Annotated in this window: 10 protein-coding genes; 3 read left to right on the top strand and 7 right to left on the bottom strand. The window is 71.6% G+C overall.

Going from position 1 to position 13,433, the window contains the following annotated elements:
* Positions 1-33 precede the first annotated feature (33 nt).
* The 3 genes from EFK50_RS04735 to EFK50_RS04725 form a co-directional block, all read right to left on the bottom strand.
* Positions 34-3,741, bottom strand: coding sequence for a multifunctional oxoglutarate decarboxylase/oxoglutarate dehydrogenase thiamine pyrophosphate-binding subunit/dihydrolipoyllysine-residue succinyltransferase subunit (locus EFK50_RS04735; RefSeq protein ID WP_123226373.1), 3,708 nt, complete (start codon positions 3,739-3,741; stop codon positions 34-36).
* A 144-nt stretch (positions 3,742-3,885) separates the two neighbouring features.
* The gene (locus tag EFK50_RS04730) at positions 3,886-5,379 is read right to left on the bottom strand and encodes an alpha/beta hydrolase family protein (protein ID WP_148046053.1); all 1,494 of its coding nucleotides are present in this window, start codon (positions 5,377-5,379) and stop codon (positions 3,886-3,888) included.
* 23 nt (positions 5,380-5,402) lie between these two features.
* Positions 5,403-6,311, bottom strand: a complete 909-nt coding sequence (locus EFK50_RS04725; protein ID WP_123226371.1) for a homocysteine S-methyltransferase family protein — start codon at positions 6,309-6,311, stop codon at positions 5,403-5,405.
* Positions 6,312-6,434: 123 nt separating this feature from the next.
* Between EFK50_RS04725 and EFK50_RS04720 the strand changes: the two genes are divergently transcribed.
* The 3 genes from EFK50_RS04720 to EFK50_RS04710 are packed head-to-tail and all read left to right on the top strand — an operon-like array spanning position 6,435 to position 10,416.
* A complete protein-coding gene (locus EFK50_RS04720) occupies positions 6,435-6,998 on the top strand; it encodes a PadR family transcriptional regulator (RefSeq protein WP_123226370.1) in 564 nt (187 codons plus the stop codon).
* Entirely contained in the window at positions 6,995-7,714 is a 720-nt protein-coding gene (locus EFK50_RS04715) for an ABC transporter ATP-binding protein (RefSeq protein ID WP_123226369.1), read from the top strand. Before EFK50_RS04720 ends, EFK50_RS04715 begins: the two co-directional genes overlap by 4 nt.
* Positions 7,711-10,416 carry an ABC transporter permease gene (locus EFK50_RS04710; protein ID WP_123226368.1) on the top strand — a complete coding sequence of 902 codons (2,706 nt, stop codon included), beginning with the start codon at positions 7,711-7,713 and terminating at the stop codon, positions 10,414-10,416. The genes EFK50_RS04715 and EFK50_RS04710 overlap by 4 nt, the downstream gene beginning before the upstream one ends.
* A 3-nt stretch (positions 10,417-10,419) precedes the next feature.
* Here EFK50_RS04710 and EFK50_RS04705 read toward each other — a convergent pair whose 3' ends face one another.
* The 4 genes from EFK50_RS04705 to EFK50_RS04690 all read right to left on the bottom strand — a co-directional run bounded on the left by EFK50_RS04705 (position 10,420) and on the right by EFK50_RS04690 (position 13,284).
* Positions 10,420-10,638: a DUF4287 domain-containing protein gene (locus EFK50_RS04705; RefSeq protein WP_123226367.1), complete on the bottom strand. Its 219-nt coding sequence runs from the start codon at positions 10,636-10,638 to the stop codon at positions 10,420-10,422.
* A 70-nt stretch (positions 10,639-10,708) separates the two neighbouring features.
* Positions 10,709-11,473 (bottom strand): hypothetical protein, encoded by a 765-nt coding sequence (locus EFK50_RS04700; RefSeq protein WP_123226366.1) that lies wholly within the window; start codon positions 11,471-11,473, stop codon positions 10,709-10,711.
* A 27-nt stretch (positions 11,474-11,500) separates the two neighbouring features.
* Positions 11,501-12,781 carry a TolB-like translocation protein gene (locus EFK50_RS04695; protein WP_123226365.1) on the bottom strand — a complete coding sequence of 427 codons (1,281 nt, stop codon included), beginning with the start codon at positions 12,779-12,781 and terminating at the stop codon, positions 11,501-11,503.
* The gene (locus tag EFK50_RS04690) at positions 12,778-13,284 is read right to left on the bottom strand and encodes a hypothetical protein (protein ID WP_123226364.1); all 507 of its coding nucleotides are present in this window, start codon (positions 13,282-13,284) and stop codon (positions 12,778-12,780) included. Before EFK50_RS04690 ends, EFK50_RS04695 begins: the two co-directional genes overlap by 4 nt.
* Between the last annotated feature and the right edge of the window lie 149 nt (positions 13,285-13,433).

Below are 13,433 nucleotides of genomic sequence, written 5' to 3'. Positions count from 1 at the left end.
CGGTGCTGCTCCTAGCTCACGACGCGGTGGGGATCACGCGAACGCCTGGTCCATCAACGCCTTCTGCTCCTCCAGGTGCCGGGAGTGCTGGCCCACCGACGGGGAGGACGACTCGGGTCGGGAGATCAGCTGGACCGGGTGGTCGAGCTGCCCGAAGAGGTTCAGCCGGAAGTGCGGCGACGGGCCCATGTTGGCGGGCTCGTCCTGCACCCAGCGGACGGTACGCAGGTTCGGGAACCGGCTGAGCTCGGCCTTGAGCTCCTCGACCGGGCGCGGGTAGAGCTGCTCGATCCTGACGATCGCCGTCGTCGGGTCCTCGCCCTGGCGCTTGCCGCGCTCGACCATCAGGTCCCAGGTGATCCGGCCGCTGCAGAGCAGCACCGTGGTCACCTTCTCCGGGTCCGCGACGGTGTCGCCGGCGACCGGGGTGAACGAGCCCTGGGTGAACGCCTCCGGCTGCGAGGCGGCTTCCTTGCGCTTGAGCATCGACTTCGGGGTGAAGATGATCAGCGGCTTGTGCGCCTCGCCGAGCGCGTGCCGGCGGAGCAGGTGGAAGTGGCTGGCCGGCGTCGAGGGCTGCGCGACCACGAACGCGTCGTCGGCGGCCATCTGCAGGAACCGCTCGATCCGGGCCGAGGAGTGGTCCGGGCCCTGGCCCTCGTAGCCGTGCGGCAGCAGCAGCACCACGCCGGACTGCTGGCCCCACTTGGTCTGACCGGCGGTGATGTACTCGTCGGTGACGATCTGGGCGCCGTTGACGAAGTCGCCGAACTGGGCCTCCCAGAGCACCAGAGCGTCCGGTCGGGCCACCGAGTAGCCGTACTCGAAGCCGAGGGCGGCGTACTCGCTGAGCAGCGAGTCGTAGACGTGGAACGGCGCCTGGTCCTCGGTGAGGTTGGCCAGCGGGGTCCACTCGTCGGCGTTCTTGCGGTCGATGATCGTCGCGAACCGCTGCACGAAGGTGCCGCGCCGGGAGTCCTGGCCGGCCAGCCGGACCGGCCGGCCCTCCATCAGCAGTGAGCCGAACGCCAGGATCTCGCCGGTGCCCCAGTCGATCGGGCCCTCGTTGATCGCGGCGGCCCGGCGCTGCAGCTGCGGCAGCACCTTCGGGTGCACGGTGAAGCCCTCGGGCGGGCTCACGTAGGCGTCCGAGATCCGCTTCATCGTCTCCGGGCTGATCGCGGTGCTGGTCTCACCGGTCGCGAGCTTGTCCGGGTAGTCCGGCACGGTGGTCCAGGAGTCCGGCTTGGTGTCCGCCTCGCGCACCTCGGTGAAGACCCGCTCGAGCTGCTGCTGGTAGTTCAGCAGCACCTGCTCGGCCTCCTCGACGGTGATGTCGCCGCGGCCGATCAGGGACTCGGTGTAGAGCTTGCGGACCGAGCGCTTCTGCTCGATCAGGTCGTACATCAGCGGCTGCGTGTACGACGGGTCGTCGCCCTCGTTGTGCCCCCGGCGCCGGTAGCAGACCAGGTCGATGACGACGTCCTTGTTGAACGCCTGGCGGTACTCGAAGGCGAGCCGGGCGACCCGGATGCACGCCTCCGGGTCGTCGCCGTTCACGTGGAAGATCGGCGCCTGCACCATCCGGGCGACGTCGGTGCAGTACAGCGACGAGCGCGAGGAGGCCGGTGAGGTGGTGAAGCCGACCTGGTTGTTGACCACCACGTGGATGGTGCCGCCGGTGCGGTAGCCGCGCAGCTGCGACAGGTTGAGCGTCTCCGCGACCACGCCCTGACCGGCGAAGGCGGCGTCGCCGTGGATCAGCAGCGGCAGCACCGGGTACTCGGCACCGCGGTTCAGCACGTCCTGCTTGGCGCGGGCGATGCCCTCCAGGATCGGGTCCACGGTCTCCAGGTGCGAGGGGTTCGCGGCGATCGAGACCTTGATCTTGTCCCCGGAGCCGGCGACGAACTCGCCCTCGGCACCGAGGTGGTACTTCACGTCACCGGAGCCCTGGACCGTGCGCGGGTCGATGTTGCCCTCGAACTCGCGGAAGATCTGGTTGTAGGACTTGCCGACGATGTTGGCCAGCATGTTGAGCCGGCCGCGGTGCGCCATCCCGATGGTGACCTCGTCGAGGCCGAGCTCGGCGGCCGCCTCGCAGATCTCGTCCACGAGCGGGATCGTGGTCTCGCCGCCCTCCAGGCTGAACCGCTTCTGCCCGACGAACTTGGTCTGCAGGAAGGTCTCGAACGCCTCGGCCTGGTTGAGCTTCAGCAGGATCCGGAGCTGCTCCTCGCGCGGCGGCTTCTGGTGCGGCTGCTCGACCCGCTGCTGGATCCAGCGGCGCTGCTCGGGGTCCTGGATGTGCATGTACTCGATGCCGACGGTCCGGCAGTAGGAGTCGCGCAGGATGCCGAGCACGTTGCGCAGCTGCATGAACCGGCGCTCGCCGCCGAACTCGCCGGTCGCGAACTCGCGGTCCAGGTCCCACAGGGTCAGCCCGTGCGACTCGACCTCGAGGTCGGGGTGGCTGCGCTGCTTGTACTCCAACGGGTCGGTGTCGGCCATCATGTGGCCGCGGACCCGGTAGGCGTGGATCAGCTCGAGGATCCGGGCCTGCTTGCTGACGTCCTCGTCGTGGCTGTGCGAGACGTCGACCGACCACTGGATCGGCTGGTAGGGGATCCGCAGGCTGCGGAAGATGTCGTCGTAGAAGCCGTCCTCGCCCAGCAGCAGCTGGTGCACCCGGCGCAGGAACTCGCCCGACTGGGCGCCCTGGATGACCCGGTGGTCGTAGGTCGACGTCATCGTCATGATCCGGCTGATGGCGTTGCGGGTGATGGTCTCCTCGGACGCGCCCTGCGCCTCCGGCGGGTAGTCCATCGAGCCGACCCCGATGATCGCGGCCTGGCCCTGCATCAGCCGGGGCACCGAGTTGTTGGTGCCGAGGCCGCCGACGTTGGTCAGGCTGATCGTGGTCCCGGAGTAGTCCTCCATCGTCAGCTTGTTGTCCTTGGCCTTGCGGACGATCTCCTCGTACGCCGTCCAGAAGTGCGCGAAGTCCATCGACTCGCAGTTCTTGATCGACGGGGCCACCAGCTGACGGGTGCCGTCGGGCTTCTGCTGGTCGATCGCCAGGCCGAGGTTGATGTGCGGCGGAGTCACCATGTTCGGCTTGCCGTCGATCTCGGCGAAGGTGTTGTTCATCTCCGGCAGCGTCTTGATCGCCTTGATGATCGCGTAGCCGATCAGGTGCGTGAACGAGACCTTGCCGCCGCGGGCGCGCTTGAGGTGGTTGTTGATGACGATCCGGTTGTCCCAGAGCAGCTTGACCGGGATGTTGCGCACGCTGGTCGCGGTCGGGACCGACAGCGAGATGTCCATGTTCTTGGCGGTCGCCGCCGCGATGCCGCGCAGCACGGTGTGCTGGGGCTCCTCGGTCGCGGCCGCGGCCTTGGCGACGGTCGGCTCCTTGGGGACCGGCGGGGCCGTCGGGGTGGCGGGGGCAGCGGCGGCGGGGGTGGTGACGGCGGCCGGGGTCGGTGCCGCCGACGGGGTGGCGACCGGGGTGGGCGCGGGAGTCACCGGGGCGGCCGGCGCCGGCGCTGCGGGGACCGCGCCGTTGCTGGCGGGCGCGTCCGTCTTGGCGGGAGCATGGGACTTGTAGGTGGCGAAGAAGTCCCACCACGCGGGATCCACCGAGCTCGGGTCCTTCTGGTACTGCTCGTACATCTCGTCAACGAGCCATTCGTTGGCTCCGAATGCTGCGAGGGGGTTGCCTTCAGTGGGCTCTGGCACGGCTTTGTTTCGCCTCTTCCGATGCTGTGCTGGGTGTGAAGTCCCGGATGACGTCGCAGCCAAGGTTAGTCCGCGTCGCACCTGGTCGCAGCCTGTGGAGTGAGAGTTTGGTCTCGGAATAGATTCCGGCCGTTCGCGGGGTCCTCACGAGCAGCCGCCGACACCGGCGATGTCCGGGTTGCGTAGTTCGGTCCCGTGGCTGCGGACGTCGTACGCCGAGCAGTAGTAGAAGCTCAGTCCGGCCGCCCGATCGAGAGTGATCGGAGACCAGACGCCGCGGCCTCGGGGCTCCAGGTAGCGGAAGCTCGTGCCGAGCAGCGCGGCGTCGACGTCGGCGTGCTTGAGGTACTTGTCCAGCCACAGCTGGACGTAACTGCTGGTCAGCGCCTGCCCGTACCGGCTGGCCGGCAGCACGTACGGGATGTCGGTGTACTCGAGGTGCGTCGAGGCCCGCGGGACGATCAGCATCGAGTCCACGCCGGCCGCGGCCCAGTCGTCGAACCCGGTCCGCCGCTCGCGCATCGGGTCCGGCCCCTTCGGCGACCCGGACGGGATGATCGAACTGCCGCCGGAGAGGAAGTACGGCGTCACCGCGAAGCCGTACTCGGACTGGATCGCGAGCGCCGGCACCACCGGCGTGTTGGTGTTCCCGCCGCTGATCGCGGAGAACGCGCTGGTGTCGCCCTTGCCGGCCAGCTTGTCCAGGGCCACGACGGCGGCGACGCGCGGGTCGGTGCCCTGGAGCTGGGAGACCGCGGCCGCGCCGAGCGAGTGCCCGACGATCGCGATCCGGCCGGTCCGGCCCGGCGTCGCCGTCTCGGTGTCCGGGGTCCGGTCCAGCCGGGCGGCGTAGGGGTTGGCGGGGGAGAGGAACCAGTCCAGCGCGTCGGTGGTGCCGGTGGTGAAGTTCGCGAGCTGCTGGAAGGGCACGCCGGGGCAGCCGAGCAGGTTCCCGTCGACCGGCTTGGCGAACGGGTTGCAGAACGGGAACGGGGTGCCGCCGACGTGCGGCAGGGTCTCGCTGGTGCCCTGGCCCTGGACGTCGTAGGTGAGCACCACGTAACCGCGCTCGGCGAGGTCCTGGGCCAGCCAGACGTACATCCCCTCGGAGCCCTGGATCGAGCCCGGAGTGATCACGACGCCGGGGAACGGTCCCGTCAGGGCGGCTCCGGTGTACGGGTCGCGGGCGCCCGGCTTCGGCGCGTAGACGGTGCCGCGGAGCAGGGCGCCGTACCGGTTCAGGAACGAGATCGTGGTGGAGACGCCGCGGGTGCCGTTCCAGCCGGCGCGCAGCGGGTTGCCGACGTTCCAGCCCGGGACGAGCTGTCCGGCGCTGATCACCGGGCGCAGCGGGTTCGCGGCCTGGTTGAGCAGCTGCGTCGCCGAGAGCAGCGTCGCCTCCTTGACCAGCGCCGGCAGGTACGCCGGATTGGCGAGCTGCCCGCCCGGGCCGATGATCCGGCCGTAGGCGTCGGCGAGGTTCTTCAGGTCGCGGGCCAGGTACGCCGGCGTCCCGACCGCCGGGCCGCTCGGCGGGGGCGGCTCGGCCTGCGCCGGGAGGCCGAGGACGGTCAGGGCGGTGAGCACCCCGAGGGCGGTGAGCGCGGCAGCAGCTCTCGGGGCAAGGACGCGTCGCATGCTGCGTCCAACGAGCGGGCCCCTCACGAGGTACGACGGGGCACGCCCCACAGCGCGGCGACGTGGCTGCTGTCGGTACCGCAGCACCCGCCCAGTACCGCGACCGACGGGACCAGGTCGCGGATGGTCGCCGTGGAGGACCTGAGGAGCTCGACGTCCCCGGTGTCGAGCACCTCCGAGGCATCCAGCTCCTCGTGCGACTGGGTCGACGCGTTCGGCCGCAGGAACCGGAGGTGCTGCTGCCACTCGCCGCCGTCGAGCGCGTGCACGAGGTGGGTCGGGTGGGCGCAGTTCACGCCGTACCAGTCCGCCGGGGAGGCGGCCTCGACGTCGGTGACCGCCTGGCGCAGGGTGCGGCCGTCCGGCAGGACTCCGTCCGTCTCGACGGTGAACGAGACTGCGACGGGAACGCCGGCCGCGCGGGCTGCCCGAACCACTCCGATGGCCTCGTTCGGCCCGGTCATCGTCATGGCGTGCACCAGGTCCGCTCCGGCCGCCGCGAAGGAGCGGACCTGCGCAGCGTGGTACTCGGCGGCCTCGTCGGGGTCGATGACCTCGGCTTGGTACCCGTCGCCCCGGGGACCGACGGCGCCGCTGGTCAGGCACCGTTCGGCGGCTGCGTCGATGCTCCGCACCAGCGCCACCGCTTCCTGGTTGACCCGGTCCAGGGCCGCGGCGTCGTAGCCGAGGACCCGGCCCCAGTCGGGGTTGGCCCGCCAGGTCGGTGTCTCGAGCAGGACGCCCGCGCCTGCGACGGCGGCGATCTCGTCGTACTCGCGGAAGTAGCGGAGGAGCGCCGTACGACCTGCCTCGTCGTCGACGAGGGGGAACGACGCGAACTCGGGGAGGTCGAACCCGCGATGGAAGATCAGATCGGTCTCCAGGCCGCCGTCGGTGACCCAGCTGCTGCTGCCCAGCACGTCCGTGCTCATCGGATCCTCCTCGACCTTCAGAGGTTTCAGACCGCCCCGTCCGTTGTACCAGAAATCGGTGGTTGTAGCGGCCTGGCTATACCTGGTATATAGATACCCAGTATCTATTCGTGGAGGTCCTGGATGTCGGTCAAGATGGGGCTGCTGGCGCTGCTGGCGGACGGTCCCCAGTACGGCTACCAGCTGCGCGCCGAGTTCGAGGGGCGCACCGGCTCGACCTGGCCGCTCAACGTCGGCCAGGTGTACACGACCCTGGCCCGGCTCGAGCGTGACCACCTGGTGGAACCCGCGGGCTCCGAGGAGGGGCGGGTGCTCTACCGGATCACGGACGCCGGCCAGGACGAGGTCGCCGCCTGGTTCCTCACCCCCGTCATCCGGACCCAGCCGGCGCGCGACGAGCTGGCCATCAAGCTCGCCTTCGCCGTCACCGTCTCGGGCGTGGACGTCGGCGCCGTGATCCAGCGGCAGCGCACCGCCACGATGGCGGCGCTCCAGGACTACACCCGGCTCAAGCGCCAGGACCACGACCTCGCCTGGACGCTGGTCCTGGACGCGATGGTGTTCCAGACCGAGGCCGAGATCCGCTGGCTCGACCACTGCGAGGCGCGGTTGCGTCGTGCCGCGACGGAGAGACGGGTCGTTGCCACCCCCGCCGAGGACACCGCCGACAAGGAGACCAGCCGATGACCACGATCCTGAAGCTCGATGCCGTCAGCCGGGTGCACGGCGAGGGCGCCACCGAGGTGACCGCCCTGAACGCGGTGACCTTCACCGCGAGCGCCGGGGAGCTGGTGGCGGTGATGGGCCCGTCCGGCTCCGGCAAGTCGACCCTGCTGACCCTGGCCGGCGGACTGGACTCGCCGTCGAGCGGCACCGTCCTCGTCGAGGGCGCCGACCTGGCGACCCTCGGAAACCAGGGCCGGGCCCGGCTGCGCCGTACCGCGATCGGGTACGTCTTCCAGGACTTCAACCTGATCCCGGCGCTCACCGCGGCCGAGAACGTGTCGCTGCCGCTCGAGCTGGACGGGGTCGGGGTGGCCAAGGCGCGCGCCGCCGCGCTGGTCGCGCTCGGCCAGGTGGGCATCCCCGACCTCGCCGACCGGTTCCCCGACGAGATGTCCGGCGGTCAGCAGCAGCGGGTCGCGATCGCGCGGGCCGTCGTCGGCGACCGCCGGCTGATCCTCGCCGACGAGCCCACCGGCGCCCTCGACACCGAGACCGGCGAGGACATCCTGCGGCTGCTCCGGCTGCGCTGCGACGAGGGCGCCGCGGGCGTCCTCGTCACCCACGAGCCCCGGCACGCGGCCTGGGCCGACCGGGTCGTCTTCCTCCGCGACGGCGTGGTCGTCGACGAGTCCGGCGGTACGTCGGTGGACGCCCTTCTCGACGCGGACCGGGTGTGATCGCGGGCTGGCGGCTCCCGCTGCGGATCGCGCGGCGGGACGCGCTGCGGGCCAAGGGCCGCTCGATCCTGATGCTGGTGATGATCGCGCTGCCGGTGATGGGCGTGACTGCTGCGGACGTGCTGATCCAGACCCAGGACGTGAGCTCGGTCGAGTCCCTCGACCGCCGGCTGGGCACCGAGGCCGCGGCGAAGGTGTCGTACGGGGGCGAGCGGGTCGGCAGGCAGGAGCAGGGCCTGGACCCGGACAGCGGTGCCTCGGGCGGCGACGTCGGCTCGATGCCGCCCCCGACCCTGGCCACGGTGCTCGCTGCACTCGGGGGCGAGCGCCGCGGCATCGAGGTCGGCGGTTCCTACCTCAGCGTGAAGACCGACAAGGGGTCCGTCGAGGCGGGCGGCACCGAGGTCGACCTCGAGGACCCGCTGGCGCGCGGTCTCTTCCGGCTCGAGGACGGCCGCTGGCCCCGGAACGCCGACGAGGTGGTCGTCAATGCAGCCCTCGCCCAGCGCGGGCCCGGGCTGGGCGAGCGGATCAGGTTCAAGATCGACAAGTCCCTCGGCGGCTCCGGGACCGAGGTCGAGCGGGTGGTCGTCGGCATCGCCGAGTCGGCCAGCGTCAAGGACTGGGGGCAGGTCGCCGGCCCTCGGGGCAGCGTGCCCCTGCCGGTGCGTCCGGACGCCTCGGAGCGCTACTGGCTGATCGGCGGCGGCCCGGTCACCTGGGACGACGTGCTGAAGCTGAACGCCCTCGGCGCGCTGGTGGTGAGCCGCTCGGTGATCAGCGATCCGAGTCCGGCGGCGCTGGCCGCCGACCGTGCGCTCACGGGGGAGTCCGGGATCGACGACGCCACCGTGACCGTCGCGATCCTGGTCGTGGTGATGGCCCTGATCGAGGTCGTCCTCCTCGCCGGACCGGCGTTCGCGGTCGGCGCCCGGCGCCAGGCCCGTCCGCTGGCCCTGATCGCCGCGAGCGGCGGCACCCCGCAGCAGGCCCGGCGGGTGGTGCTCGCGACCGGCCTCGTGATCGGGACGGCGGGAGCGATCGGCGGGGTGGTGCTCGGCATCGCCGGGGCCGCGGCCCTCAACCCGATCCTGCAGCGGTCCAACGGGAGCTGGTTCGGCCCGTTCGAGGTGCCGTGGCCGCACCTGCTCGGGGTGGCGCTCTTCGGGTTGATCAGTGCGCTCGTCGCGGCGGTGGTCCCGGCCTGGATCGCCTCGCGGCAGGACGTGGTGGCGGTCCTGGCCGGGCGGCGGGGCGACCGCAGGCCGTCCGCGCGGTCGCCGTTCATCGGGGTGGCGCTGGTCGGCGCGGGTATCGCACTGGCGGCCCTCGGTGCCGGGCAGCGGCAGACGACCAGCGCCTCCTTCATCGCCCTCTCGGCGATCTGCTGCGTGCTCGGCATGCTCTTCCTGGTCCCGGTCGTGGTGGTCGGCTTCGCCCGGCTCGGGCGACGCCTGCCGCTGGCGCTGCGCTTCGCCGTACGGGACGCCGCGCGGCACCGGACCCGGACGACGCCGGCGGTGGCCGCGGTCGCCGCGACGGTGATGGGGGTGATCGCGTTCGGCATCGGGACGAGCAGTGACGAGGCCCGGAACGAGGCGACCTACGTCCCGAGCCTGCCGATGGGCAGCGCGTCGGTGGGCGCGGACGACGGCTCCGGTGATCCGGTCGCCTGGGGCCCGTACGTCGACGCGGTGGCGGCAGAGCTCCCGGACGCGCGGATCGACCAGGTCCGCGGCATCCCGTACGTCGGCCCGGGCGGCATCTCGACGTCGATCGGATTCACCGGCCCCGACGACACTCCGCTCCTCAGCAGCTTCAGCTCGAACCTGGGATCGGGCGTCTACGTCTACGACGGCGACCTGCCCGAGTTCATCGCCGCGATCGACGGCTTCGACGCCGCCGCGGCGGAGAAGACGCTGGCGGCCGGCGGAGCGGTGGTCTTCGCCGACGACGACCGGCCCGTCCGTGCGGTCGACATCACGGTCGAGAGCTACGACCAGAACGGGATGACGGACGAGGAGACCACGGCGGGCGAGAAGAACGTGCCGGCGATCGCCTTCGACCTGCGCGGCCGGGCGCCGGGAACCGGGATCATTCCCCGGGCGATGGCGAAGCGCCTCGGACTCGGAGTCACGACCGTCGGACTCGTGGTCAACGGCGCGACGATCAGCAAGGCGCAGCAGAAGGACATCGATGAGCGCCTGAACTCGTTGTCGCCGAGCGGCTTCCTGTACGTCGAGCGCGGCTACCAGACCCCTCCGGACATCTGGCTCGTCCAGCTGGTGCTGGGCGGCCTCGGGGCGATCCTGATGCTCGGCGGCACCTTGACCGCCACCTTCCTGGCGCTCTCGGACGCCCGCCCGGACCTGGCGACGCTGAGCGCGGTGGGTGCGGCCCCACGCGTACGACGCGGGGTCGCGGCGGCGTACGCACTCGCGGTTGGTGGCATCGGCGCGCTGCTGGGCGTGGTGATCGGGTTCGTCCCGGGGATCGCGGTCACCTACCCGCTCACCTCGCAGGGCTGGCAGACCTGCTCGGCCCAGTCCTGCTTCAGCTCGTCCGATTTCCAGCCCGACCACTACCTGGCGGTCCCGTGGCTGCTGATCGGCGGCGTGGTCGTGCTGCTGCCGCTGCTCTGCGCCGCGATCGTCTGGGTGTTCGCCCGCTCCCGGCTACCGCTGGTGGCGCGGCTCAGCTGAGTCCTACCGGGTCTCGCTCAGCGTGTGCGCCACCAGGGCGTTGGCGTGGCCGTGCCCGAGCCCGTGCTCGGCCTTGAGCCAGGTGACCAGCTCCAGGTGCCGGGTCAGCGGGCTGCTCCGGATCACCTCGGTCCAGTGCGCGATCGGGTGGCCGTACTTCGTCTCGATCGAGGGGAAGTACGACGCGGGTCCCTTGGTGTGGTCCGGCCTGAGCTCGTTCATGCGGGTGTCCTTCCGTCGGAGGTTCTACCCGTACGACGAACGGGCGAGCGCGATCACGACATCGCCGGGCTCAATCCTTCCTGGTCACCAGGATCGCCTGGTGGTCCGAGGCGGTGACCACCCGGCGTACGTCGAGGGCGGGGCCGGGTCCGTGCACGTCGTCGATCTTCCGCTTGCCGCGGCCGTGGGTGCCTGGTTCGTCCTCGCGCCCGACCCACGCCGAGGTCAGGCCGGCCAGCCGGAGTCCGTCCAGGTTGGAGTCGCCGGCCGCGTGGACGACGTGCCCGTCGCGCTGCAGCTCCGCGACCAGGCGCTCCAGCCCGCGGATCTCCTGCTGGTGCCGGGCGGCCAGCAGCGGACGGTCGGCGCGGTACCGGCCGCGGGACTGGACGCCGGCCGAGAGGTGGTAGCTGATCACCGCGACGGTGCGGTCCACGACCCGGTCGCGGAAGATCCCGAGCGCGACGAACCGCGGCGGCTCGGTGCGCAGGAACCGGTCGGGCCGCTCCGACCGCGCCGGACCGACGTTCAGCACCGCCCGGGCCTCCAGCAGGTCGAAGCGGTCGGCCCGGGCGCCGACCCCGTTGCCGTCGGCCAGCGTCGTCACCCAGTGATACGACGACCCGCCGCGGCCTGCGGGCACCGGTACCGACGGCAGCCGCCCGACCGTGGCCAGCCGGACGTCGCCGTACCGGCGCAGGATCGGGAGCCGCGAGACGTACCACTCCTGGAGCGCCACCAGGTCGGGCTCCTCGGCGAGCACCAGCTCCAGAGCCTCAGCCGCCTGCGGGGCAGCGAGGGTGTACAGGATGTTCGCCGAGGCGAGGGTGGTCATGGGAGGAGTCTGCCCGTGCCCCCGGCCTCATCGGCGGACCCTGACCGGTCTGGTCGTGACGGTGCGGGTGGCGTAGCCGGCCTTGCGGACCGTGACCCGGACCGACAGCGACCGCTTCCGGTCCTTCGCCTGCACCCGGTAGGCGGCCTTGGTGGCGCGGGCGATCGGGCGGCCGTTGCGGCACCACTGGTAGCTGACGCTGGTCGGCGGGACCGACCAGGCGCCGGCCGAGACCCGGAGCGTCCGCCTGGCCTTCGGCGTCCCGGAGACGACCGGGCTCCTGACGACCTGGAACGCGATCGGGGCGGGCCGGGTCGTCTGCAACGGGGAGAGCGACCAGGACGGCTGCGACCCGCCGCCGATCACCAGCTCCGCCGGGACGCCGCAGTCGGCCGGTGCGTCCTTGACCCAGAGGCCGTCCGGCTGGCTCCAGGCGAGCGCGGAGGAGTCCGGGGCGAAGGTCGGGCTGCGGTAGCCGGTCAGCGGGTTCGACTCGCACACCGCGGTCGGCAACGGCGGAACGCCCCCTTCCCGGGGTGATCCCGGCAAGGTGTAGATCCGGATCCGGGAGTCCTGGAACTCGCCGCGCACCATCGCCATCAGACCGCCGCTCCGCGACACGGCGCCGTCGGCGAGCGTCTTGAAGTCCGAGCCGGGGACCATGCCCTCGTGGAACCAGAACATCGAGCCGCGACCGAGGTCGAACAGGTAGATCTGGTCGAAGCCGATGCCGTTGAGCAGCAGCCGGCTGTTCGTCAGCCAGGTCGGGTGGTCGTAGAAGGAGATGCCCCACTGGGTCGGCGAGGTGAGCCGGTCCGCCGCCGTGATCGCGGTGACCCAGCGCAACCGGCAGGCCGGCGAGGGCGGCGGCCCGAGCGGGCAGCTGTAGCGTTCGTAGGTGTAGGTGATCTTCGTTCCGTCCGGCGAGATCGTGGTGCTCTTCACCGCGCCGCCGATCAGCTCGCCGGCGGAGCTCTTGAGGTCGGGCGGGTCGAGCACGGTGAGCTCGGTGCCCCACTGGTTCATCCGGTACACCTTGGTGCCGCGGACCGCGACGACCGTGCCCCGGTCGGACTGGTCCGGCGAGCGCCACGGGGCCGCGGCCGTGCCGGTGGAGGTGAGTGCGCGCTGACCGGTGCCGTCCGGGCGGGAGACCCAGACGTTGTGGTTCTTGATGAAGACCAGCGACCCGACGTTCGTGGTCGCTCCGGCGGGAGCGACCGCCGGGGAGGAGACCACCAGTCCGGCGACGACGAGGGCGAGCGGGAGCAGCCTGCCCGCCCGGCGCCGGATCCGCAGGCCGCTCATCGGGCGAACGCGATCGTGAACTTGCCGGTGCCGGGGGTGATCTGGAAGTCGACGCCGTCCACCGCGCCGACCAGCACCTCCCCGCCGAGCGGTCCCTCCTCGCGAGCGGCTCCCAGGGCCGGGTCCAGGCCGTCCTCGTACGCCTCGAGCACCTGCTCGGCGCTCAGCGTGGTCACGTAGTCGGCGTTCTCCCGGGAACCGCCGATGGTCTCGGCGGTCTGGCACAGCGTCGACCCCGGCGGCGGCTCCGGCCAGCCCGCCGGGAGCATCGAGATCTCGGCGATGTCGGGCGCGCCGAACGCAGCCGGGAACGCTTCCTTGCAGACCTCGGGGACGCCGGAGGACACGGTCGGGTCCGCTTCCGGGGCGGCGCCGTCCGGGTCGTCCGATCCGGCACCGCAGCCGGTGAGTGCGAGCGCCCCGACGACGAGGGCAGCGGACAGGCGCCGCCGTACCTTCCGGTCGTGGTCGTGGGCGCGGGTGCGGACAGGGGCGTGGCTCATAGCCGTAGGTCTCCTTCGTGAGTGGAGCACCGACGCTCCACGTCCCGACGGCCCGGCGACCAGGGTCAGGTGTCCTTCATGTCCGTGCTGGACGACCTCGAAATGCACGACACCCCGGATCCGCGGTGCGGTCCGGGGTGTTCGCGACG

Origin of the sequence: Nocardioides marmoriginsengisoli (assembly GCF_003725695.1) — a bacterium.
GTDB lineage: Bacteria > Actinomycetota > Actinomycetes > Propionibacteriales > Nocardioidaceae > Marmoricola > Marmoricola marmoriginsengisoli.
The sequence above is the reverse complement of the archived record's forward strand: the minus strand, read 5'-3'. Positions and strand labels throughout refer to the sequence as shown.